Here is a 22,540-nt window from a genome sequence, read left to right as displayed (position 1 = left end):
TATACCATGAAAGTTAAAGACCTTGTGGCAGATACCCTCTGGTCGCCCGGCTCCGGATATTCCGATGACCACAAGCCGGCCGTTTCCATCTTGCTTCCGACCTTCCGGCGCGGTGCCAGCGGTCTATTTCGCCGGGCGGTCGAGTCCGTTCTCAATCAGACTCTAAATGATATTGAGCTAATAATAGTTGATGATGCGAGCGTCGACGGGACTGCTGATCAGATAGCCGAGTTCATGCGTGTTGATGGGCGCGTCAGTTGCTTAAGGCATCCGCGCAACATTGGCCTTCCGGCAGTGTCAGAATATGAGGCGTTCTCCAAGGCTCGGGCTAATTTCATCGGGTTCGCCTTCGACGACGATTTCTTCTATCCAGACGCTTTGGACCAACTGCTTGACCAAAGTCTTAAGTATCCACACCAAGTTTGGTATGGCAATGCAGTATGGAGAATTCGAGAGGTCGGAAGACCCGATGGGCTAGTCACTCGGCTGGGGCGATCGCTCTCTTCATTTAATTTGAAAAGCACTAATCCGATTGCAAACTGCACGGTCCTCTTGCCAAGGTATGTGATAGATCGGGTTGGGTTATACGATCCAAACGTCCTTATGGCGAGATTATGTGATTGGGACCTTTGGCGCCGGATCAGTGAATTCTACTTGCTCCAGCATATCGACGTCGACGTTGCCGAGGTGACCGGTCCTGAGCAAAGCGATTCTCTTGGTAGAACCTATCCTTTGGTTTCTGGTGCTTGCGAAGAGTGGATGCGAGTTGCCACCAGAGACCTCAGGCCAGAGAGCTTCAGCGACATCGACGTTTTTGAGATCCCTCCAGGCCTCTCACCACGCACCAGTGTCGCCATTGCCGATTTGACCGAGAGTCACTGCGCCAAACGCGCCTGGATGTCGTCGCTTAAGCCAAGCGTACCGGATCGCTTGGGCAAAAATGTATTTGTTTTATCAGCTGACTATAATGCGTCGACAACTCTGTGTTTCGATTATCTACCACGCTCGGTCAGAGGGAGCGTAAGGATAATTTCGCTGGATAGCGGTGCAAGTGTATCAGAGTTGGTTGAGGCGTCATGCTTGATAATCGTAAGATATTTTGATCGATATAGAGAGTGGATAGATTTGGCTTTCGATTTGTCTATTCCAGTTTATTATTTTATCGACGATAATTTTACAGAGCTATCGATAAAAGAAAAGCTGGAGATGCCGGAAGATTTCTCTCTTGCGGCGCTTAGGAGTAAGCTGTCACGATTTGCTGGCGTTTTGGTAACGGCGCCGGCTTTAGAAGGGTATTATCTGGCAAACTTAATCCACAAAAATGTATTTATGTTTCCTGTCAGCTATGCGAAAGCTCCAATTGCGCTGAGGCCGGAAAGGAGCCTTCCTGCAGACAAAGATGAGTGGCGCGCTGATTTGACAATAGCTTCAATCGGAGGGCCGCACCGGCAGCTTGGCTTGCAGGAGAAGGTTATACCAGCGATTCAACGCCTTGCAGCTGAAGGCCACCGCATCCACTTCGTAATAAGTGGCTCCGGCGAAGATTCTAGACTGCCGCGGATTCTTCAGGAGAGCAAAAACATTAAGTTCACTTTTAAAAGCACTCAGGTTGACTGGAACCGTGCAATTTTGCAGCTGGTGGAATATCGCCCAGATATACTGATTCATGCCCCGAGCGAAACAGTTAACAACTTATACAAGACCCTAAATGTTGCGTTATGCGCTTATCTTTTAGACGCCTTGCTCGTTGTCCCGGATGCGGAGCCATATAGTGTACCGGGGTTCGACGGGGCAGCGGCTAAAGTTGCGCCTGCGAAGGAGCCTAGAGCGTGGCTTGAGGTTCTAACAAAGCTGATCGCAAATCGGGAGGGGTGGGGCGACTATAAGAAGTTTAACGTCTCATTCTGCCGAAAGCAGTTCTCTGGTGAACAAAATGTTGCTGTATTGAATCAAATTTTGGAGACCTTACCTGGGATAAGTTCGACGCTTGTCGAAACTCGGCTCAGAAAACTCTATCTTTCTAAGCAATGGGTTGGGGGCGGCGCGCCTCCCGATGCCGAGCCGCTTAGGGCGAGCCTGCACGAACTTTCTGCGCTAAGATCAAGGATCCGACGGTACCGCCGCTTCAGGCCTCGACTATCTCGCGAGGACCTCTGGCCCCAGGTGTCGCCGGTTTTCGACGACATTCGCCGATATCTACAAGACAATAATATTCGAACTCCGGATAGTTATCTTGAGTTATCAGACGCGATTCAGGGTAAGGACTTTGTCGAATACCTTATCCCTATTAAACGTGGAACGCTTGACAATATTTCATGCGCTTTCTCCTCGGAAGGGATTCATGAGGGGACCGTCGGGATAGAACTCGTAAGCCCGGATGGAAGAATCGAACGCCAGGTGGCCATTGCTCTTGACGCCGGAGCGAGCCTCCAACTCCCGGTCATTTTTGATTTGAAGGGACTTGCGATTCCACATGATGGCATGTGGCGTCTTCGCCTATTTGCTCGCTCCAGATGGCCAATCTATGCATTGGAGCTGGCAAGATATTCTCATCTTGGCTTGGCTCGGCGCGCTGCAGCCCCATTTGCCAAGGTCGCATATGTCGACCAAACGCCAGATACCGGAACGGCTGCTGAACGGAGAGGTGTCGGGGATGTCTCACCGCCGCTGGCATAACAACGATTATAGATTGCGAGCTCTGATCGAATGACTGAATTATGTTAGCTGCTCCCCAAATACTGATTATAATTGAAGCGGAGATCGCCACTACACATTTGATCGAGCAGATACTGAGCGCCTGCGCCTCGCATGGTGTTCAATATCGAACGCAGCTTCTCGATCGACTGCACGTCTCTGACATCACGCTGGAGACAATCCCATTGTTCGTCCGCTGTGCTGACCCGCTTGTCCTGTCTTGGTCACAAGCCCTCGTCCATGCAAACCGACCGTATGCTTACTACATTGACGATAATTTCTGGCGTATTGAAGGGCACACCCCTCTCGCCGCTTATTATCGGCACCCGCTGGTCAGAGCCACGCTGAAGTTCGCGGTTTCGCACGCGCAATCAGTGGTCACCAATTCCGTTGAATTGGCGAAGTTTTTGTCGCGCTTCAATGATCGTGTAGCGGTCCTGCCAACATTTTTTGACTTCTCTCTCATTGAGGATGTGCGGCCGGTCGCTACAGATGAGGTTCGGATTGGCTTTGCAGGAAGCCCCTCGCGCATCGACGATCTTGAATTGGTAACGGGGCTTATAGACCCTATTTTGGAGAAATTTCCAAAGGCAGCGTTCGAGTTTGCTGGTGTTCTTCCTAGAGGCGTTGAAATTCGAGAGCGTGTACGCTTTTTTCCCCACACAAACGATTACAAATCCTACATAAAGTTCCAGGCCGAAAGAAACTGGGCAATCGGATTGGCACCATTACTCGATCACGAGGCCAATCGCGGCAAAACTGACAATAAGTACCGGGAATATGGCGCCTGCCACATCGCCGGTATCTATTCCGACATACCGCCATATAGCAGTGTGGTGCAGCATTCGGTGACCGGAATTCTAGTCAAGAATGACAGTTCATCCTGGTTTGAAGTGCTTGTGAGCCTCGTTGGTCAGCGGGATAAACAGAAGGCCATAGCAGACGCCGCCTTCAAACACGTAAAAGCTCGCTATGACGTGACTCATGTTTCCTATGAGTGGGCGGAGTTTTTTAAGCGGCTGGCGAGTGATGAAGCGCAGAATGCCAAGCCACTTGAGCAAAGCGGTTTGGACGCGAAAAGGTTTTGGCGACGCATTGAGCGAATAAGACTTCTGGTTGCTGTCACTTATGAGGAGGGCGGATTTTCGTTGGTGATCCGGCGCATCTTACGAAGAATTATGGGCATCCGCAGAGGCACGGTCTGAGGCTGTTGCACTCAGGGGTGTAGCGTAACAACATAAGCCTGCCCTCCAGAATTGAGGGGGATCAGTTCGATATCGTCCAATTTCTGCCGCCCTGCGATGTATATGAGCTTTTGTATGTAAGATTCTGAATATCTGCGATACAAAAACCGAGTGCCGTCGATCGTTTCGTAATCTTCTACAACATCGCTGCTGTCGCTCGGCCATGTCGTGAATATACATGTCTTCTTCGCGACACGAAGCATTTCGCTCAAAAACGGCTTGATTCTGGGAATGTGCCCGAGCACCTCGAAGGAAAGAACGGCATCGAACTCCTGGTCCCGAAAAACAAGTTCGTAGCCGTCCCCGTAAAGAAATTGCCCCCTAGGGAAGTTTCGCCTGGCTATTTCAAGCATTTTAAGCGATGAATCGATACCAATGTAATTGGTAATGAGTTTGTGTTTGGCGGCGAGTTTTTCGTAGACAAGGCCGGTTCCGCAGCCGACTTCCAAAATGGATGGATCAGACGCTGGAATACGGCCACAGACGAGATCGGCAAGTTGCTCGCGATGAGCATTTTCCTCGTCAGAGGACAGCCAGATCGTCTGAATCTCACTGGCAATTCCGCTGACGTCCCAATTCTCCCAATCTCGGCTCATTACATACACTCCTGTGCCTAGATTTTCCGATTAGCGAACTCTGAAACCCCTAGCGGGCGATTGGGGCCGATGTTTGCAAGACCGCACTTAAAGCCATGTACTTGGCGGCTGCAACGCGCCCCGGCCATTGATGACCGCCCGTTTTGTGAGGGTGTTCTTATCAGAGGCGGTTATCTTCCCCAAAAAACCGCTAGCTCTCCTCCCAACTCCACGCTAATGCGGTAAGCGGGTAACGGGTAGGGGATTTGCAATCCAGAGTGGCGGCGGACGGTGTTTTGTCCTGCGCCATTCTGATAGCATCTCGACGCCTGGAGTTCAGTACCGCCCAATGACCGCCTATGTAGAAGCCGTATCGGAACTCCGACCAAGGATGCGGCGCGCCATTATCATGGTCCAGGACCTCGTCATGGTCCTGGTCGCGGTGGCTCTTAGTCTCATCCTTTCGCAGTCGCGGCTTTCTTTCGACGCGTTCTCCCCCGGCGGGCTGGCCTGCTGGGCGCTCATCGTGCTCGTCGCCCATCTCTTGTTTCGCTACAGCGGCCTTTACAACACCGTCTGGCGCTTTGCCTCCACGCCCGACTTCTTCAACATCCTCAAGGGCTGCGGCAGCCTGACGGTGGTCCTCTATCTGGCCTCGCTTGCCTTCCGCTTCTTCCTCCAGCCGGTGTCCGGCCTCAACGAACGACAGTTCATCGTCTTTTTCCTGGTCTCCTTCACCATCATTTCGGCACCCAGGCTTTACTATCGCTTCCTGCGCGACGGCGCGTCCTGGCGCATTCTGCGCCGCGCTCCCGGCGACGCGCCGGTCAAGCAGGCGCTGTTCATCGGCCGGCTGGGCGAGGCCGACCTGATCGTCCGCTTCACCCGCGCGGCCCAGCCTGCCGAATACGCCATCGCCGGCATCATGGCGACCGAGGCCGATGCGCCGCTCGGCACCCGGATCCAGGGCGTTCCGGTCGTGGCGCTGCGGCCGCGCCTGGTCGAGGTGCTGGAGGACTACGTCAACGGCACGGAAAACCTCGACCTTTTGATCTTCGGCAACGGCGTCGAGCGCGAGATCGAGGACTATGCCGAGCTGGTGCGCATCGCCCGCCACAGCGGCATCGCCGTCGTCCAGTTCTCCGGCCTGTCGGAACTCGGGCAGGGCGGCAAGCTGGTTCTCGATGCCGTCGAGATGGAAACCATCATGCGCCGCTCGGCGGTTGCCACCGACACGACGCGCATCGGCGCCTTCGTCGGCGGCAAGCGCGTGCTGGTCACCGGCGGCGCCGGTTCCATCGGCCGTGTCCTGGTCAAGCGCGCGCTGGAACTCGGCGCCGAGGCGGTGCTGGTGGCCGACAATTCCGAGTTCGGCATTTTCCAGCTCGACCAGCTGATCGACGACAAGGATCGCGACCGGCTGACCAGCCGCATCGTCGACGTCACCGACCGGCCTCACATGATGCGCCTCGTCAGCGAGTTCAAACCCGCGATCCTGTTTCATGCCGCGGCGCTGAAGCACGTGCCGCTGCTGGAAGAGAACTGGGAAGCGGCGATCGAGACGAATGTCTTCGGCACGCTCGCCTGCGCCAAGGTCGCCGCCGAGTGCGGGGTGCCGCAATTCCTGCTGATTTCCAGCGACAAGGCCGTCGACCCGACTTCGGTGCTCGGCGTCACCAAGCGGGCGGCCGAGCAGATCGTCTCCTCGCTGCATGAAACCCAAGCGGCGCCGTCGCCGTTGCAGGCCGGCGCGGCGAACGGCCGGCAGGCCGGCGCCCATCACGCCCATCACTTGGGCGCGCATCGTCCCGGCACCAAGTTCATCGCCGTGCGCTTCGGCAATGTCTTCGGCTCCAATGGCTCGGTCGCGACCATCTTCCAGGCGCAGATCGAGGCCGGCGGGCCGGTCACCATCACCGACCGGCGCATGACCCGCTATTTCATGACGGTGGCCGAGGCGGTCGATCTCGTCATCATGTCGGCCGCCGATGCCGAGCAGCGCCAGGGTCGGGACGACTACGCCATCTACATGCTCGACATGGGCAAGCCCGTGCCGATCCTCGAAGTCGCCGAAACCATGATCCGCATGGCCGGCAAAAGCCCCTATACCGACATTCCGATCCGCTTCACCGGCATCAGGCCCGGCGAGAAGCTGCACGAGACGCTGCATTGCGAGAACGAAGAGGCCGTCAAGCTCGACATCGCCAAGATCTTCGGCCTCAGGGGCGACGTCGTGCAATGGCCAAGGATCGAGGCCGTGCTGCCGGCGCTGGTGGCCGCGATGCACAATCGCGACAAGGCCGCGGCACTTGCCATCCTGGCCGGGCTCAACCTGGCGCCGGAAGACATCGGCGCGCGCGGGCAGGCGGCGCCGAAGACGGCCGGACAGATCGGTTAGACCCGTGCCGCCCGCCCGCAATCGGCTGTTGAAGCCTGTTCGAATGCCCTGCGGGTTCTGAGACCGTGACCGCAAAAGATCAGCGCGTCGCCGTTCTCATGGGCACGAAGGATGGCGCGGCATTCATCGGCGAGCAATTGCAATCCCTGCTCGCGCAGTCCTGGCCTCGCGTCGACCTCTGGGTTTCCGACGACGGCTCGACCGACGCCACGGTCGCAACCGTCGAGGCTTGGCGATCCCGCTGGAACAAGGGTTCCCTTACGCTGGTGGAAGGCCCGCGAAAAGGTTTCGCCGCCAATTTCCGCTCGATGATCATCGATCCTCGCATCGATGCCGATTACTATGCCTTTTGCGACCAGGACGATGTCTGGGAGCCGGATCGGCTGGAGAGCGCCATCCGCTGGATGGAGGGAGAGGATATGGAAACGCCGCTCCTGTTCTGCTCGCGCACCGCGACCATTTCGGAGGCCGGCGCCCCGGCCGGCTATTCGCCGCTGTTCCGCCGCCCGCCGTCTTTCCGCAACGCGCTGGTGCAAAGTATCGCCGGCGGCAACACCATGCTGTTCAACCGCAGGGCGCGCGAGCTTCTGGCGAAAGCATCGGCACGAACCGACTTCGTCAGCCATGACTGGTGGGCCTATCTCATCGTCACCGCCGCCGGCGGCAAGGTCCGCTACGAGCCGCGGCCGCTGGTCAGGTACCGGCAGCATGCGGCAAACCTCGTCGGCGCCAATGTCTCGTGGAAGGCGAGGCTTTCAAGGCTCGGACGCCTGTTCAAGGGCCAGTTCGCCACCTGGACGGACAGCAATCTCAGGGGCCTTGCCGTCAACCGAGACCTCATCGCACGCGATGCGGCACTGTGCCTGCGCCTGTTCATCAGGGCGCGCAAGGGCGGTATCTTCAGGCGCTTCAGCCTGCTCGGCAAAAGCGGCGTCTACCGGCAGACCCTCATGGGCACGCTCGGGCTCTACCTCGCTTTCCTTTCGCGCCGGATCTGAACCGTGACGGCAAAGCGGGCTTTCGACCTGATTATCGCGGCCGTGATGCTGGCGGCGACGTCGCCGATTATGCTGGTCGCCATGCTGGCGATCCGGGCGACGTCGCCCGGCCCCGCCATCTTCTCGCAAATCCGCGTCGGCCGGCAGGGAACCCTCTTTGCCTGCCGCAAACTGCGCACGATGCATCGGGACACGCCGTCCTTGCCCACCCACGAGGCGCCGGCCAGTTCGGTCACCGCGGTCGGCAAGGTGCTGCGCGCAACCAAGATCGACGAGTTGCCGCAGCTCTGGAACGTGCTCAAGGGCGAGATGAGCCTTGTCGGCCCGCGCCCATGCCTGCCGAGCCAGACGGAACTGATCGAACGGCGCAGGGAGCTGGGCGTGCTCGCCGCGCTGCCGGGCATCACCGGGCTTGCGCAGATCAAGGGGATCGATATGTCGGACCCAAAACTCTGTGCGGAAACCGATGCGGCCTACATCAAGGCCGCCTCGACCAGCCTGGACCTCAAGATATTGCTGGGTACGCTCTACCGCGCTTAGAGCGTTTTCACCGTTTCACGCAAATGGCGAACCGCTCTATCCGCTTGTTTTGACGCGTTCCGGACTGAAGGGCTACGGCGAAGGCGCCGAGCCTGACCGCCTGCGCTTTTCCTGGAATTGCTGCCGCGCCAGCTCCTCGAGCCGGCCGAGCGTGTCGGCTCCCGGCGTCCAGCCTTCCGAGGCCAGCAGCGTCGGGTCGCAGATCTGCGTCGCCACCAAAGCTTGCCACGACGCCTGCCGGCCAAGTAGCGTGGCCACCAGCCGGAACGGCCAGGCCGGCATGGGAAGAAGCCTGGCCGGACGGCCGTATCCGCGCCGGAATGCGGCGACGATTTCAGACATCGCAACCGGCGAAGCATCGCCCAAAATGTAGGCCGGACGCGGCGGCATCGGACGGGTCAGCAGATGCGTCACAGCGCCGGCCACCGCGTCATTGGAGATGAGCGAGCGAACCGCCGTCAGCGCGGCCGAAGGCAGCGGCAAGCCGGTGGCTGCGAGCCGCATCAGCCCGCGCAGATTTCCCTTCATGCCTTGGCCATAGACCGGCGGCAGCCGCAGCGCCGTCGCACCGGTCCGTCCGGCGGCCGCAAAAGCCTCCAGCATTGCGATCTCGCCCTCGCGCTTGGAGCGCCCATAGGCGCATTGCGGGGCAGGGGGTGTGGCCTCGTCGATGGTGCCGCTGAAATCGGGCCTTACGACGGCGCGGATCGAGGAGAGATAGATGAAGCGCCCGTCGGTGCGCGTGGCCGCTGCCTGGGCGAGCCGTCCGGTCAGTGTCGCATTGGCGGCTTGGAAATCGGCCTCGCCGGCGCTGCGATCATTGTTGAGCGCCGCGCAGTGGACGACATGCGCCACATCTCCCATCAGCGCCAGAAAGGCTTCCTCCGGCGCCTCGGCGCCAGGCAGCGCGACGACATCGTCCGCCCCCGTCGGCCGTTGCGGCAGGCGGGAGGCGATCCGTATGCCAAATCCGGCCTCGCGCAACCGGCTCACGATCCGGCGTCCAATGAGGCCTGTCGCGCCGGTGACCAGGACCTTCATGGTCGCGGGCTGGCGCCCTGCGCCAAGGCAGGCGCGCTTTTCCCGGTCGGCGCAACCGTGCGCCCGGACGCAAGGTAGGTTCCCGTGATCAGGAACACCATCAGCGTCGCGTCGAGGATATCGTGGCCGATAAGGATGCCGGTCATTCCGCCGGTGAGATAGGTAATGACCGTGACAAGGATCATCGTCGCGCCGAACCGCTCGATCGGATTGGCACTGACGCGCAGCGTCCTTGCCGCGTTCCAGGCGGCAACGACGAAGATCGACGCCAGCGCCAGCGCCCCCAGCAGGCCGGCCTCGACCAGCGCCGTCAGGAAGCCGTTGTGGAAATGGCTGAAACCCTGGTTCAGGCCGAACTGGTCCTGAAAGCCCTGCTTCATCAGCGCCCGGCTGGCCGAAATGCCGTGGCCGAAAATCGGCATCTCGCGAAACGCGCTGAAGCCCATTTCCCACATCGCCACGCGCAGGCCGAGCGCCGTCGAATGGTCGCCATTGGCGTTCAGCGCATCCCAGTCGCTGACCAGGAAGTCGGTTCGATCGAGGATGACGCGAGAGCCGATGGCGGCGATCACCAGGGCGACCAGGACGCCGATCGCCGCGAAACGCGCCACGCTGGCGCTGGTGAACCGGCGGCGATTGATGAGAAGGACGACGATGCCGGCAATCGGCACGGCCACCCAGATCATGCGCGACGCCGAATAGACGATCGCTAGGGCTCCGGCCATCGCCGCCAGGACGAGCAGCTTCCAGCGCTTCTCGATGCCTGATAGCGCGCCGGCAAGGCATAGCATGACGGCAAGGCAGGTGACGGTCGCGAAGACGATCGCGTTTCCGGCGCCGCCCTCGGCCCTCGTGCCGAGCCAGTGATACTGGACGACGGCGATGGCCAGCGCACCCAAGCAGGCCGCGCAGCTTGCCGAAATAGCGATGCGTACCAGCGTGATCTTCTCGGTGATGCTCCAGGTCGAATAGGAGACCGGGAAGAAGAGCAAGGTGATCAGCGGCAGGAACAACCGCAGATCGGCCGCCAGCGTGCCGTTGACGATCGAAGCGACAAACATCGCGGCGCAATAGGCATAGATCGCCACCGTCAAGGCGAGCATCGGCCGGTCGATGTTGAAGCGCCGCCGTTTTGCAGCCAGCAGCATCGCGGACCACACACCACCGGCGTTGAAGGCGATGCTGACCAGCGACCCGAGCACCGGCGGTGAAAAAAAGCAGACGATCGAGAAATAGATGTTGATCTGTGCGGGCGTGAGGTGGCGCCGGAGCGTCGTGAACGGGTTCAAATGCTTGCTTCGCAATTTCCAGCTTGCGCCCGGACCCATGGAGCCAGCCAAGGCCGCCTCGCCGATCTCCGTTTGCCGCGCCTTGCCCGTTCCCCGGCCCCGTATAGCCGCTGGCGCTGTCCCACGATAGGGCGGTTGACGATGTTCCGACAAAAATCCTCGGCCCTGGCGAAGGCCGGGCAACCGGATCCCCGGAAGCTACGAATTCCAAGCCACGGTTTTCCTCGCTTCGGCTTTCCGATGCCTCCGGCAGGATTTTCCGCTTTGCCGGCCTTGCTTGGAAAATTCGTTCCCTAATCACCCCGTGCCGTGCGGGTCTTGCATTGTTATCGCCAGCGCCGATCTGTTAGAACGCCCGCACGAAACAGTTTGTCCAAAGTGGAATTTGCGCCCGGGTGGCATGGAATTGCGCCTGCAATGCAAGATTTCAGCCCGACGGCACGAGAGAACGCTCGACAGTCCATGAATATCGCGCTCACGCATCTGCAGCGGCTCGAGGCCGAATCCATCCACATCTTCCGCGAGGTCGCGGCGTCTTTCTCCAAGCCGGTGATGCTTTATTCGGTCGGCAAGGATTCCTCGGTGCTGATGCATCTGGCGATGAAGGCCTTCTACCCGGCCAAGCCGCCTTTCCCGTTCCTGCATGTCGACACCACCTGGAAGTTCCGCGAGATGATCGCCTTTCGTGATCAGATGGCGCAGAAACTCGGCTTCGACCTCTTGGTCCATGTCAACGAGGATGGCGTTCGCGACGGCATCAATCCCTTCGACCACGGCTCCAACACCCACACCCACGTGATGAAGACGGTGGCGCTGCGCCAGGCGCTCGACAAATACGGCTTCGACGCCGCGTTCGGCGGCGCCCGCCGCGACGAGGAGAAGTCGCGCGCCAAGGAGCGCATCTTTTCCTTCCGCAACGCCCAGCACGCTTGGGACCCGAAGAACCAGCGGCCGGAAATGTGGAAGATCTTCAACACCCGCGTCGCGCCGGGCGAGTCGATCCGCGTCTTCCCGCTGTCCAACTGGACCGAGCTCGACATCTGGCAGTACATCTTGCAGGAGAACATCCCGATCGTGCCGCTCTATTTCGCGAAAGCGCGGCCGGTGGTCGAACGTGATGGCATGCTGATCATGAAGGATGACGACCGCATGCAACTGCGCCCCGGCGAGGCGATCGAGAACCGCCTGGTGCGCTTCCGCACGCTGGGCTGCTACCCGCTGACCGGCGCCATCGAGTCCGACGCCGACACGCTGGAGGCGATCGTCGGCGAGATGCTGACCGCCCGCACCTCCGAGCGCCAGGGCCGCCTCATCGACCGCGACGAGGCGGGCTCGATGGAAAAGAAGAAGCGCGAGGGTTATTTCTGATAATGCGCCACATCATGGCCAAGACCCTCGCCCCGACCGATCAGATCCGCGACTATATGGCCGCGCAGGAGAAGAAGTCGCTGCTGCGCTTCCTCACCTGCGGCTCGGTGGACGACGGCAAGTCGACGCTGATCGGCCGGCTGCTCTCCGACACCAAGCAGATCTTCGAGGACCAGCTCGCCGCGCTCGAGAAGGATTCGCGCAAGCACGGCACCACCGGCGACGACATCGACTTCGCGCTGCTGGTCGACGGGCTGGAGGCGGAGCGCGAGCAGGGCATCACCATCGACGTCGCCTACCGCTTCTTCGCCACGCCGAAGCGCAAGTTCATCGTCGCCGACACGCCCGGCCATGAGCAGTACACGCGCAACATGGCGACCGGCGCCTCGACCGCCGATCTCGCCATCGTGCTGATCGACGCGCGCCAGGGTGTGCTGCGCCAGACTAGGCGCCATTCCATCATCGCCTCGCTGCTCGGCATCCGCCACATCGTGCTCGCCGTCAACAAGATCGACCTCGTCGGCTTCGACAAGGCCACGTTCGACCAGATCGTCGCCGACTACAGCGAGTTCGCCCAGCAACTGGGCTTCTTAAGCGTCGTGCCGATCCCGATGTCGGCGCGCTTCGGCGACAATGTCACCAGTGGCTCGGAGCGCACGCCGTGGTATTCCGGGCCGTCGCTGATCGAGCATCTGGAAACGGTCTCGGTCGACGAGGCCGCCGTCGAGCTGCCGTTCCGCTTCCCCGTCCAGTATGTGAACCGCCCGAACCTCGATTTCCGCGGCTTCGCCGGCACCATTGCCTCGGGCACCGTCTCTGAAGGAGACGAGGTCGTCGTCGCCAAGTCGGGCAAGGCGTCGCGGGTCAAGCGCATCGTCGCGCAAGGCGGCGACCTCGATCAGGCGGTCGCCGGCCAGGCGATCACGCTCGTTCTCGAGGACGAGGTCGAGGTGTCGCGTGGCAATCTCCTGGTGTCGCCGGCGGCGCGTCCGCAGGTCGCCGACCAGTTCGCCGCCAACATCGTCTGGTTCGACGAGCAGGCGCTGCTGCCCGGCCGCTCCTACATCCTGCGCACCGAGACCGACCAGGTCAGCGCCACCGTCACGGACCTGAAATACCGGGTCAACGTCAACGATTTCGCGCATGAAGCGGCAAAGTCGCTCGACATGAACGAGGTCGGCGTCTGCAACCTTTCGACCAGGGCGCCGATTGCCTTCGATCCCTTTGCGGAGAACCGCACCACCGGCGCTTTCATCCTGATCGACCGCATCACGAACGCCACCGTTGGCGCCGGCATGATCCTGCATTCGCTGCGCCGCGCGGAAAACATCCACTGGCAGTCGCTCGATGTCGGCAAGCGCGGCCGCTCGGACCTGAAGAACCAGCGCCCGGCCGTGTTCTGGTTCACCGGGCTTTCGGGTTCGGGCAAGTCGACCATCGCCAACCTGTTCGAGAAGAAGCTGTTCGCGTCGGGACGCCACACCTATATTCTCGATGGCGACAACGTCCGCCATGGCCTCAACCGCGATCTCGGCTTCACCGACGCGGACCGTGTGGAGAACATCCGCCGCGTCGCCGAAGTGGCCAAGCTGATGGCCGACGCCGGCCTGATCGTCATCGTCTCCTTCATCTCGCCTTTCAGCGCCGAGCGGCGCATGGCGCGCGAGCTGATGGCCGAGGGCGAGTTCGTCGAAGTGTTCGTCGACACGCCGTTCGAGGAATGCGCCCGCCGCGACCCGAAGGGGCTTTACGCCCGCGCCTTGAGCGGCGAGATCAAGAACTTCACCGGCGTCGATTCTCCCTATGAGGCGCCGCAGAATCCCGAAATCCATCTCGAGACGCTCGGCAGGAGCCCGCAGGAGATGGCGGAAGCCCTGGAACACTGGCTGACCGAGCGAGACATTGCTGAAGAGCAGTATGACAATGGCGGCGGTATCTGACGACGAGGCAATGCTGGGCGTCTTCGAGCGCCTGGCGTTGGACGCCGGGCGCGAGGTGATGCGCGTCTTCCACGAAGGCTGTGCCGTCCACAGCAAGGCCGATTCTTCGCCGGTCACGGAAGCCGATCGCGAAAGCGAGAAGATCATCCTTGCCGGTCTGCGCGCCGCCTATCCGGATATCCCTTGCGTGGCCGAGGAAGAGGTTGCGGCGGGCATCGCCACGCCCGACCTCGACGGTGCGTTCTTCCTGATCGATCCGCTCGACGGCACCAAGGAATTCGTCAACCGCCGCACAGATTTCACCGTCAACATCGCGCTGGTGCGCCACGGCGTGCCGGAGGTTGGCGTCGTCTATGCGCCTTGCACAGGGCGCTTTTTCTCCGGTCGGCCCGGCAAGGCCGAGGCGCTGGACATCGACAGCGATTATCGCATTGCCGGTCGCCGCCCGATCACCGTGCGGGAAGGAGCCACGCCGCTCGCCGTCGTCGCCAGCCGCTCGCATAATACGCCCGAGACGGACGCCTTCATCCGCGACCTCGGCGCCGCCGAGATCGTCTCGGTCGGCTCGTCGTTGAAATTCTGCCTGCTCGCCGCCGCCGAAGCCGACGTCTACCCGCGCTTCGGCCGCACCATGGAATGGGACACGGCGGCCGGTGACGCGGTGCTGCGCGCCGCCGGCGGCATGACGCGCACGCTGGACGGCGAGCCGCTCATCTACGGCAAGCGCAACCAGGCCAGCGACAGCGATTTCGCCAATCCGCATTTTGTTGCGACGGGGAAGAGCGCGGCATCGGCCTGAAGTCTATTCCCGCCGCAATCCTTCACACCCCCCTCTGTCCTGCCGGACATCTCCCCCGCAAGGGGGGAGATTGACCGTCGCGTCGGCTTTCGCCAATCGCCACCGTGGAGGGAGTGAATGCGGCGTTGAAGCTGCTGATCTCCCCCCATGCGGGGGAGATGCCCGGCAGGGCAGAGGGGGGTGCTGTCCCGCGACCTCTCAGGTCTTACGCCGCCGCCACCTGCGCCGAATTCGACCCGATGTAATTGCGGATCGTCTCGATGATGCGGTCCTGGTCGGCTTCGCTGAGATAGGCGTGCATCGGCAGGCAGAGGATCTGCTTCGGCAGCTCTTCCGAGACGGCGAGGCCGGTCGGCGTGCGCGGATAATTCTTGTAGGCGACCTGCTCGTGCAGCGGCTTCACATAGTAGATCACCGACGGAATGCCCTTCTCGCCGAGATGCGCCTTCAGCCCGTCGCGCTTCGGCGTCTCGATCGCATATTGCGCCCAGGCCGAGCGGCCGTGGCCAAGATTGCGCGACGCCTTGACGATGTCGCCAAGCCCTTTGGCGTAGCGGTCGGCGACCGCCTGGCGCGCCACCATCTCGTCCTCGAGGATGGCAAGCTTCTCGATCAGGATCGCCGCCTGCAGCGTGTCGAGGCGCGAATTGATGCCGACGCGGACATTGTCGTACTGCGTCTCGCCCTTGCCGTGGAAGGCGAAGGACCTGAGCTTGTCGGCCAGCACACCATCATTGGTGAACATCGCGCCGCCGTCGCCATAGCAGCCGAGCGGCTTGGCAGGGTAAAAACTGGTCGAGCCGACATGGCCGAAGGCGCCGCACATCTTGGCGTCGGCGGAACCGCCGATCGCCGTGCCGTCGGCGGAACCGCCCATCGACTGGGCGGCGTCCTCGATCACCAAGAGGTTCTCGCGCTTGGCGATCGCCATGATCGCCTCGTAATCGGCGGAGAGGCCGAACAGGTCGACCGGGATGATCGCCTTCGGCTTAAGCCGGCCTTCCTTCTTGATCATCTCGATCGCCGCCTCGAGGCTGGCGGTATCGATATTGTAGGTGTCGCGGTCGACGTCGACGAAGACCGGCTCGGCCTTGGCCAGCGCCACCACTTCGGCCGTCGCGGCGAACGTGAAGCTCGGCACGAACACCGCATCGCCCGGACCGATGCCGGCGGCAAACAGCGGCAGAAGCAGCGCATCGGTGCCGTTGGCGCAGGCGATCACATGCTTGACGCCGATATAGGCCGCTAGCTTGTTTTCAAATTCGGTGACCTGCGGCCCGAGGATGTAGCGGCCGTCCTCGACAACGTGGTCGATAGCGGCTTTCAGCCGGTCGCGGATACGTTCGCGCTGCGCGCCAAGATCGATGAACTGCATGTCGGCCTCGAATGGGTTCGGAAGGTCTTGGAGCGTACTTCCGTGCAGCCGGGCGGACGCACGTCGCTCCAATAAAACCGGCCCGCTGGTAACAGACTTGGCGCGGCTGAGAAAGCCGGCCGGGTCCAAGGCAAATTGCTTATGTGTCGCAGCCTGTTACCGGTTTTGCCGGCGCAATGGCTGAAAAAGCCGGAAATCCGAGCTTTGCAAGGCGTTTGCAGCCTCTTTTATCGCAGCGTCCCGTTGTCGGGAAACATAAAGTGATCGGCCGGGGAGGGCGGTTTGTGCCCAATCCGGTAGCGGATCAGGCGATTTCGTGCCGCCACGGCGGGTTGGCGCCGGCCCGCGAAACCGTCACCGCGGCCGCCTTGGCGCCGAGCTCCAGCGCCTTGCGGATCGCGTCTTCCGGCAGGCTGCCGATCGCCGCCTTGGTGAGCAGGCCCTGCTCGTGCAGCGATGCCAGAATGCCGGCATTGAAGGTGTCGCCGGCGCCGACCGTGTCGACCACCTTGACCTTCTGCGGCATGACCGTGACCTTGTGCGTCTTGCTGTAGCCGACGGCGCCTTCGCTGCCATGGGTGACGACGATCAGCTTCGGCCCGCGATCCAGCCAGTTGCGCACGACATCCTCATGCGAGCCGGCCTCGTCGAACCATTTGAGGTCCTCGTCCGAGAGCTTGACGATGTCGGCCATCGCCATCATCTCGCGAATGCGCCGCAGATGCTTGGCCTTGTCCGGGATGAAGTTCGGCCGGATGTTGGGGTCGAGCATCATCACCCGGCGCTCGTGCTCGCGCCGCATGAATTCCTCATAGGCCGATCCCGCCGGCTCCGAGATCAGGCTGATGGCGCCGAACAGCATCGCCTCGATCTCGGTGCCCAGTTTCGGCAGGTCCTCGACGGTCAGCATACGCCCGGCGGTATTCTCGTCATAGAAGGTGTAGGTCGCTTGGCCATTGGTGAGCCGCACGAAGGCGAGCGTCGTCGGACGCGGCGAGGTATGCGCATAGGTCGAGCTCACCTTGCTCGCCCCCAGCGCCTCGCGGAACTGGCCGCCGAACAGATCGGAGGAGAGGCCGGAGAAGAAGCCTGCCGGAGCCCCGAGCCGGCCGAGAGCTATCGCCGAGTTGAACACCGCGCCGCCGACATAGGGCGCGAAGGCCGCTTCGCCTTCCGTCGTCGTACGCGGCAGCATGTCGATCAGGGCTTCGCCACAGCAAAGGATCATGTCGTCTTGGTCTCCGGCGGATGGATCACGCCCTTGCGGATGATGATGTTGGCGTAGAGCCTGGGTTCGCTGGTCGCCACGATGGCGTGCGCGGCCTTGACGCGTGCATAGAAGTCGGGCCCGGCCAGCGCAACCACCTTGTGGCCCGGCGCGCGCCTGGCGCAAACCTCTTCCATCTCATGATGCACAGCGTCGGCCAGCGCCGGGTCGCCCTGCACCGAGGCACGGAACAAAGCCTCCGGCACCGCCTCATCCACCGGCAGTACGCTGAGCACGGCGTCGAGGACGGCAATGACATGGTGGCCGTCCGCGCGGATCAGCCGCCGCGCCTGTTCCTCGGCCGGATAATTGCCGTCGACGATGGCGATCTCGTCGCCATGGCCCATTGCCCGCAGCGTAGCCAGAAGCTGCGGGCCGAGCAGCGACGGGATGCCTATCAGCATGGTCAGGCGCTCCTGGAGATCGAGGTCGGCCCGATCAGGAAGCGCTCGGACAGCGGCAGGCTGGCGCCGCCCAGCGCCCGCGCATGGATGCCCACGGTTCCTTCGCGCACGACGGGCAGCTTCAGCCCTTCGGCGTCGATGCCTGCAATGGCTTGCCTGATTGCCTCGACAAGCCGGCGCCGAACATCGAGCGGCATCCAGCCGTCGATCACCGCCGCTTCGAAATCGATGACCGACGAGGCCGCGACGATGGCATAGGCGAGTGCCCGCGAGGCGCTGGCGATCCAGTCGTCGAGCTCGGCGCCGATATCGCCCCATTCCTGCGGTGATGTCCAAAGGTGTGAGCCGTCGATGCCCTTGGCGCTGAGCGCCTTTTCCAGGATGGCTATCGAGGCGACGTCGATAAGCTGCGTCGGCTTGCCGTCCGGGCCCGGAACCGGCATCGAACCCAGCGCGCCGGCATTGCCGGTCGGTCCGCCGAACAGGCGGCCGTTGAGTACGATGCCGCCACCGGCAAAGGCGCCGATGTAGAAATAGACAAAGTCGCGCGCCGCACCCGCCTGGCCGAAAACGAGCTCGGCGCCGCAGGCGGAGGTGGCGTCGTTTTGCAGATAGACCGGAAAGTCGCACTGCGCCTGGATGTCGGCACGGATGTCGCGATGGCGCCATTCGTCCATGATCTCGCGCGGCGCGCCGGCGGTGTCGGCCCAGCTCCAAAGCTCGAACGGCATGGCGATGCCGAGGCCGGCTATGCGCTTGTCCTGCGCCGGCGTCAGTTCGCCGCGCATCGTCTTGATGCCCGCGCTGACAAACTCGACGGTCTCGCGCGGCGCGGGATAGCGATAGGAATGCTGCAGCATGGCGCGCACATTGCCGAGGAAGTCGATCAGCACCAGCTCGGCGCTGCGGCGGCCGATCTTGAGGCCGATGAAAAAGGCGCCTTCCGCATTGAGCGCCATCGGGATCGAAGGCTGGCCGATCTTGCCGCGCAACGGCGCCTGGCGCACGAGCAGCTTGTCTTCCTCGAGCTCGCGCATGATGACCGACACGGTCTGGGCCGAAAGCCCGGTCATGCGCGCAATGTCGGATTTGGCCAGGCTGCCATGCTGGCGCACCAGGGACAGCACGAGCCGCTCATTGTGGTCGCGCATGCCGCTTTGGTTGGTGCCGCGATGCATGCGGCTCTCCAAGGCCTCGGGCGAACCGTGCCTCGCAATGCCGGTCTCCACCCCTGTTCCTCCAGTCAGTTTCCCTAGATGGCTTTTCGTTCAGAATGAGTGAACGACGCAAGTCTGTCAATAATAAATAAGAGTGATTTAATTATTGACAGGTGCCTCGGACTGGTGTTTTTTGTGCTGGTGTCCACGCTGGGAGAAATGGTTGGATGCACTTGAGGCGCCGGGTGGCCGGCGTCCGGAATGGTTCCACTGGGAGGAAAATCGTGACTAAGAAATCACTGCTTAAGTCCACCGTGTTCGCGGCGGCCGGTTTGGGCCTGATGGCGTTCGCCTCGTCCGCGTCGGCCGCCGGCGTCGGTGCCTGCCTGATCACCAAGACCGACACCAATCCTTTCTTCGTCAAGATGAAGGAGGGCGCGACAGCCAAGTCCAAGGAGCTCGGCGTTGCCCTCAAGACCTATGCCGGCAAGATCGACGGCGACAGCGAAAGCCAGGTCGCGGCGATCGAAAGCTGCATCGCCGACGGCGCCAAGGGCATCCTGATAACCGCCTCCGACACCAAGGGCATCGTGCCGACTGTGAAGAAGGCACGTGACGCCGGCCTGCTGGTGATCGCGCTCGACACGCCTCTCGATCCGATCGATGCCGCCGACGCGACTTTCGCCACCGACAATCTGGAAGCCGGCAAGCTGATCGGCGCCTGGGCCGCCGCCACGCTCGGCGACAAGGCCAAGGACGCCAAGATCGGCTTCCTCGACCTCACCCCCTCGCAGCCGACTGTCGACGTGCTGCGCGACCAGGGCTTCATGATGGGCTTTGGCATCGACGTGAAGGACCCCAACAAGATCGGCGACGAGGTCGATCCGCGCATCGTCGGCCATGACGTCACCAACGGCAACGAGGAGGGCGGCCGCAAGGCGATGGAGAACCTTCTGCAGAAGGACAACACCATCAACGTCATCCATACAATCAACGAGCCCGCCGCCGTCGGCGCCTATCAGGCGCTCAAGGCCGTCGGCCTGGAAAAGCAGGTGCTGATCGTTTCGGTCGACGGCGGCTGCCCCGGCGTGAAGTCAGTGACCGAAGGCGTGATCGGCGCCACCTCGCAGCAATATCCGCTGCAGATGGCGGCGCTCGGCATCGAGGCGATCGCCGCCTTTGCCAAGGACGGCACGAAGCCGAAGCCGACCGAAGGCAAGAACTTCTTCGACACCGGCGTCAATCTTGTCACCGACAAGCCTGCCAATGGCGTCAAGTCGATCGATACCAAGGAAGGCCTCGCCAAGTGCTGGGGCTGATGGCTGCCTGACAGCCAGCAACAACCTGACGGCCGGGGGCTTGATCCCCGGCCGCTTCGGGTGGACGATGTGTCACTGAAAACGCGAATAATCCCGGCAGCAGACCGGAAAGGCGTGGACGGCGTCGGCTAGTGGCCGGAGCCCAGGGAGAAAACATGGCTCAAGCTCAGGAATTCGAGAAGGTCCTCTCGGGCAGCGACACGAGTGTTGCGGCATTTGACGAGCACAAATCGGCCGTCAAACGTGCCCAGCATTTCCTGCACTCCACGCCGGCCGCGGTGCCGCTGATCGTGCTGGTTCTGTCCATCATCATCTTCGGCATCGCCATCGGCGGCCGTTTCTTTTCATCCTACACGCTGACGCTGATCCTGCAGCAGATCGCCATCGTCGGCATCCTCGGCGCCGCGCAGACGCTGGTCATACTGACCGCCGGCATCGACCTGTCTATCGGCGTCATCATGGTCATTTCGGCGGTGATCATGGGCAATTGCGCGGTCACCTACGGTATGCCGGCCTTGGTCGCCGTGGCCATCGGGCTCGCCGCCGGCGCCGCCTGCGGGCTGCTCAACGGGCTGCTGGTCGCCTATATGAAGTTGCCGCCGTTCATCGTCACGCTCGGCACCTGGAACATCGTCATGGCCACCAACTTCATCTATTCGGCCAACGAGACGATCCGCGACACCGACGTCGACACCCAGGCGCCGCTGCTGCATCTGTTTGCCCTGAGTTTCAGGGTCGGATCGGCGGTGCTGACTGCCGGTGTCATTGCCATGGTCCTGCTGGTGATGCTCCTGTGGTACGTGCTCAACCACACCGCCTGGGGCCGCCACGTCTACGCTGTCGGCGACGATCAGGAGGCGGCGAAACTGTCGGGTATCCAGACCAAGAAAGTGCTTATGACGGTCTACACCCTGGCCGGGCTGATCGCGGCCTTCGCGGCCTGGGTCTCCATCGGCCGAAACGGTTCGGTTTCGCCGTCCGCCGCCGTTACCGACTACAATCTGCAGGCCATAACCGCGACGGTGATCGGCGGCATCTCGCTCTTTGGCGGCCGCGGCTCGATCCTCGGCACGCTGTTCGGCGCCATGATCGTCGGCGTCGTCTCGATGGGCCTCAACATGCTCGGCGCCGACCCGCAGTGGAAAGTGCTGCTTACCGGCGTGCTGATCATCGGCGCCGTCGCGATCGATCAATGGATCAGAAAGGTTTCGGCATAATCATGACCATGGAACCCATCCTCACCGCTCGCGGTCTGGTCAAGCGATATGGCCGCGTCACGGCCCTCGACAATGCCGATTTCGACCTCTATCCGGGCGAAATCCTTGCCGTTATCGGCGACAATGGCGCCGGCAAGTCATCGCTTATCAAGGCAATCTCCGGCGCGGTCGTGCCCGATGAAGGTGAAATCAGGCTTGAAGGCAATCCAGTAGCCTTCAAGTCACCGATGGAGGCCCGGGAAGCCGGCATCGAGACTGTTTACCAGAACCTGGCGCTGTCGCCGGCACTGTCGATCGCCGACAACATGTTCCTGGGTCGCGAGATACGCAAGCCGGGTCCGCTCGGCAGCTGGTTGCGGATGCTCGACCGTCCTGCGATGGAAAAGCGCGCCCGCGACAAACTCACCGAACTCGGCCTGATGACCATCCAGAACATCAGCCAGGCGGTGGAGACACTCTCTGGCGGCCAGCGCCAGGGTGTGGCGGTGGCGCGCGCTGCTGCCTTCGGCAGCCGCGTGGTGATCATGGATGAGCCGACAGCCGCACTTGGCGTCAAGGAAAGCCGCCGCGTGCTGGAGCTGATCCTCGACGTCAAGAAGCGCGGCCTGCCGATCGTTCTCATCTCGCACAACATGCCGCATGTCTTCGAGGTGGCCGATCGCATACACATCCACCGGCTCGGACGGCGTCTCTGCGTGGTCGACCCCAAGCAGATCTCCATGTCGGATGCCGTTGCCCTCATGACTGGTGCCAAGAAGCCGCCGGAAGACGCGCTGGCGGCCTGATCTCCGTCCACGGGTAAGTTGCCGCAGGAGAACCAGATGACAGAGCGATCTCAATCGATTGAATGTATGCTGCAATGCAGTAGGGTGGGGTAGGAGGAACGGCGAAAGCCGGTATGATCGTGCCAACATC

Annotated in this window: 18 protein-coding genes; 11 read left to right on the top strand and 7 right to left on the bottom strand. The window is 61.7% G+C overall.

The annotated features are described in order from the left end of the window. Positions 1–6: 6 nt before the first annotated feature. Both RFM98_RS04330 and RFM98_RS04325 read left to right on the top strand, forming a co-directional pair. The gene (locus tag RFM98_RS04330) at positions 7–2,676 is read left to right on the top strand and encodes a glycosyltransferase family 2 protein (RefSeq protein WP_320307681.1); all 2,670 of its coding nucleotides are present in this window, start codon (positions 7–9) and stop codon (positions 2,674–2,676) included. 98 nt (positions 2,677–2,774) lie between these two features. Then, complete coding sequence (locus RFM98_RS04325; protein ID WP_320307680.1) at positions 2,775–3,899, top strand: glycosyltransferase family protein; 1,125 nt, start codon at positions 2,775–2,777, stop codon at positions 3,897–3,899. Between the two features lie 11 nt (positions 3,900–3,910). Here the strand turns inward: RFM98_RS04325 and RFM98_RS04320 are convergent, their stop codons facing one another. Next, on the bottom strand, positions 3,911–4,534 hold the full coding sequence (locus RFM98_RS04320) for a class I SAM-dependent methyltransferase (protein ID WP_320307679.1): 624 nt from the start codon (positions 4,532–4,534) through the stop codon (positions 3,911–3,913). Between the two features lie 370 nt (positions 4,535–4,904). On the opposite strand from RFM98_RS04320, the gene RFM98_RS04315 reads away from it, so the two are divergent. From RFM98_RS04315 to RFM98_RS04305, 3 genes are all read left to right on the top strand, one after another. Beyond that, positions 4,905–6,911, top strand: a complete 2,007-nt coding sequence (locus RFM98_RS04315) for a UDP-N-acetylglucosamine 4,6-dehydratase (RefSeq protein WP_320307678.1) — start codon at positions 4,905–4,907, stop codon at positions 6,909–6,911. Positions 6,912–6,976: 65 nt separating this feature from the next. Next, positions 6,977–7,909, top strand: coding sequence for a glycosyltransferase family 2 protein (locus RFM98_RS04310; protein WP_320307677.1), 933 nt, complete (start codon positions 6,977–6,979; stop codon positions 7,907–7,909). Between the two features lie 3 nt (positions 7,910–7,912). Continuing rightward, a complete protein-coding gene (locus RFM98_RS04305) occupies positions 7,913–8,449 on the top strand; it encodes a sugar transferase (protein ID WP_320307676.1) in 537 nt (178 codons plus the stop codon). Positions 8,450–8,521: 72 nt separating this feature from the next. Here RFM98_RS04305 and RFM98_RS04300 read toward each other — a convergent pair whose 3' ends face one another. Both RFM98_RS04300 and RFM98_RS04295 read right to left on the bottom strand, forming a co-directional pair. Then, positions 8,522–9,490: an NAD-dependent epimerase/dehydratase family protein gene (locus tag RFM98_RS04300; protein WP_320307675.1), complete on the bottom strand. Its 969-nt coding sequence runs from the start codon at positions 9,488–9,490 to the stop codon at positions 8,522–8,524. After that, on the bottom strand, positions 9,487–10,779 hold the full coding sequence (locus RFM98_RS04295; RefSeq protein ID WP_320307674.1) for an O-antigen ligase family protein: 1,293 nt from the start codon (positions 10,777–10,779) through the stop codon (positions 9,487–9,489). The genes RFM98_RS04300 and RFM98_RS04295 overlap by 4 nt, the downstream gene beginning before the upstream one ends. Before the next feature lie 462 nt (positions 10,780–11,241). Here RFM98_RS04295 and cysD point away from each other — a divergent pair, with 462 nt between their 5' ends. The 3 genes from cysD to cysQ are packed head-to-tail and all read left to right on the top strand — an operon-like array spanning position 11,242 to position 14,886. After that, positions 11,242–12,147, top strand: coding sequence for a sulfate adenylyltransferase subunit CysD (gene cysD, locus RFM98_RS04290; protein WP_320307673.1), 906 nt, complete (start codon positions 11,242–11,244; stop codon positions 12,145–12,147). A gap of 2 nt (positions 12,148–12,149) precedes the next feature. Beyond that, positions 12,150–14,087 (top strand): sulfate adenylyltransferase subunit CysN, encoded by a 1,938-nt coding sequence (gene cysN / locus RFM98_RS04285; RefSeq protein ID WP_320307672.1) that lies wholly within the window; start codon positions 12,150–12,152, stop codon positions 14,085–14,087. Positions 14,088–14,097: 10 nt separating this feature from the next. Beyond that, on the top strand, positions 14,098–14,886 hold the full coding sequence (gene cysQ, locus RFM98_RS04280) for a 3'(2'),5'-bisphosphate nucleotidase CysQ (protein WP_320308129.1): 789 nt from the start codon (positions 14,098–14,100) through the stop codon (positions 14,884–14,886). Positions 14,887–15,091: 205 nt separating this feature from the next. On the opposite strand, the gene RFM98_RS04275 is transcribed toward cysQ, so the two are convergent. From RFM98_RS04275 to RFM98_RS04260, 4 genes are all read right to left on the bottom strand, one after another. Further along, on the bottom strand, positions 15,092–16,261 hold the full coding sequence (locus tag RFM98_RS04275) for a DegT/DnrJ/EryC1/StrS family aminotransferase (RefSeq protein WP_320307671.1): 1,170 nt from the start codon (positions 16,259–16,261) through the stop codon (positions 15,092–15,094). Positions 16,262–16,565: 304 nt separating this feature from the next. After that, positions 16,566–17,489 (bottom strand): carbohydrate kinase family protein, encoded by a 924-nt coding sequence (locus RFM98_RS04270; protein WP_320307670.1) that lies wholly within the window; start codon positions 17,487–17,489, stop codon positions 16,566–16,568. Further along, positions 17,486–17,932, bottom strand: a complete 447-nt coding sequence (locus tag RFM98_RS04265; protein WP_320307669.1) for an RbsD/FucU family protein — start codon at positions 17,930–17,932, stop codon at positions 17,486–17,488. The genes RFM98_RS04270 and RFM98_RS04265 overlap by 4 nt, the downstream gene beginning before the upstream one ends. Positions 17,933–17,934: 2 nt before the next feature. Continuing rightward, positions 17,935–19,161, bottom strand: coding sequence for an ROK family transcriptional regulator (locus tag RFM98_RS04260; RefSeq protein ID WP_320307668.1), 1,227 nt, complete (start codon positions 19,159–19,161; stop codon positions 17,935–17,937). Positions 19,162–19,430: 269 nt separating this feature from the next. On the opposite strand from RFM98_RS04260, the gene RFM98_RS04255 reads away from it, so the two are divergent. The 3 genes from RFM98_RS04255 to RFM98_RS04245 all read left to right on the top strand — a co-directional run bounded on the left by RFM98_RS04255 (position 19,431) and on the right by RFM98_RS04245 (position 22,410). Next, a complete protein-coding gene (locus tag RFM98_RS04255) occupies positions 19,431–20,408 on the top strand; it encodes a sugar ABC transporter substrate-binding protein (RefSeq protein WP_320308128.1) in 978 nt (325 codons plus the stop codon). Positions 20,409–20,563: 155 nt separating this feature from the next. Continuing rightward, the gene (locus tag RFM98_RS04250; RefSeq protein ID WP_320307667.1) at positions 20,564–21,625 is read left to right on the top strand and encodes an ABC transporter permease; all 1,062 of its coding nucleotides are present in this window, start codon (positions 20,564–20,566) and stop codon (positions 21,623–21,625) included. A 2-nt stretch (positions 21,626–21,627) separates the two neighbouring features. Next, on the top strand, positions 21,628–22,410 hold the full coding sequence (locus RFM98_RS04245) for an ATP-binding cassette domain-containing protein (protein ID WP_320307666.1): 783 nt from the start codon (positions 21,628–21,630) through the stop codon (positions 22,408–22,410). The last annotated feature ends 130 nt before the right edge of the window (positions 22,411–22,540 follow it).

The sequence above is a fragment of the Mesorhizobium australafricanum genome (genome assembly GCF_033977265.1).
Classification (GTDB): Bacteria; Pseudomonadota; Alphaproteobacteria; order Rhizobiales; family Rhizobiaceae; genus Mesorhizobium; species Mesorhizobium australafricanum.
Note: the sequence above shows the minus strand (reverse complement) of the source record. Positions and strands in the feature narration are given on the sequence as shown.

What these genes read in the sequence shown, in the direction of transcription:
- RFM98_RS04330 (WP_320307681.1), top strand. Translation starts at nt 7, where the DNA reads ATGAAAGTTAAAGACCTTGTGGCAGATACCCTCTGGTCGCCCGGCTCC.
- RFM98_RS04320 (WP_320307679.1), bottom strand. Translation starts at nt 4,534, where the DNA reads ATGAGCCGAGATTGGGAGAATTGGGACGTCAGCGGAATTGCCAGTGAG.
- RFM98_RS04315 (WP_320307678.1), top strand. Translation starts at nt 4,905, where the DNA reads ATGCGGCGCGCCATTATCATGGTCCAGGACCTCGTCATGGTCCTGGTC.
- RFM98_RS04300 (WP_320307675.1), bottom strand. Translation starts at nt 9,490, where the DNA reads ATGAAGGTCCTGGTCACCGGCGCGACAGGCCTCATTGGACGCCGGATC.
- cysD (WP_320307673.1), top strand. Translation starts at nt 11,242, where the DNA reads ATGAATATCGCGCTCACGCATCTGCAGCGGCTCGAGGCCGAATCCATC.
- cysN (WP_320307672.1), top strand. Translation starts at nt 12,150, where the DNA reads ATGCGCCACATCATGGCCAAGACCCTCGCCCCGACCGATCAGATCCGC.
- cysQ (WP_320308129.1), top strand. Translation starts at nt 14,098, where the DNA reads ATGCTGGGCGTCTTCGAGCGCCTGGCGTTGGACGCCGGGCGCGAGGTG.
- RFM98_RS04275 (WP_320307671.1), bottom strand. Translation starts at nt 16,261, where the DNA reads ATGCAGTTCATCGATCTTGGCGCGCAGCGCGAACGTATCCGCGACCGG.
- RFM98_RS04270 (WP_320307670.1), bottom strand. Translation starts at nt 17,489, where the DNA reads ATGATCCTTTGCTGTGGCGAAGCCCTGATCGACATGCTGCCGCGTACG.
- RFM98_RS04265 (WP_320307669.1), bottom strand. Translation starts at nt 17,932, where the DNA reads ATGCTGATAGGCATCCCGTCGCTGCTCGGCCCGCAGCTTCTGGCTACG.
- RFM98_RS04255 (WP_320308128.1), top strand. Translation starts at nt 19,431, where the DNA reads ATGGCGTTCGCCTCGTCCGCGTCGGCCGCCGGCGTCGGTGCCTGCCTG.
- RFM98_RS04250 (WP_320307667.1), top strand. Translation starts at nt 20,564, where the DNA reads ATGGCTCAAGCTCAGGAATTCGAGAAGGTCCTCTCGGGCAGCGACACG.
- RFM98_RS04245 (WP_320307666.1), top strand. Translation starts at nt 21,628, where the DNA reads ATGACCATGGAACCCATCCTCACCGCTCGCGGTCTGGTCAAGCGATAT.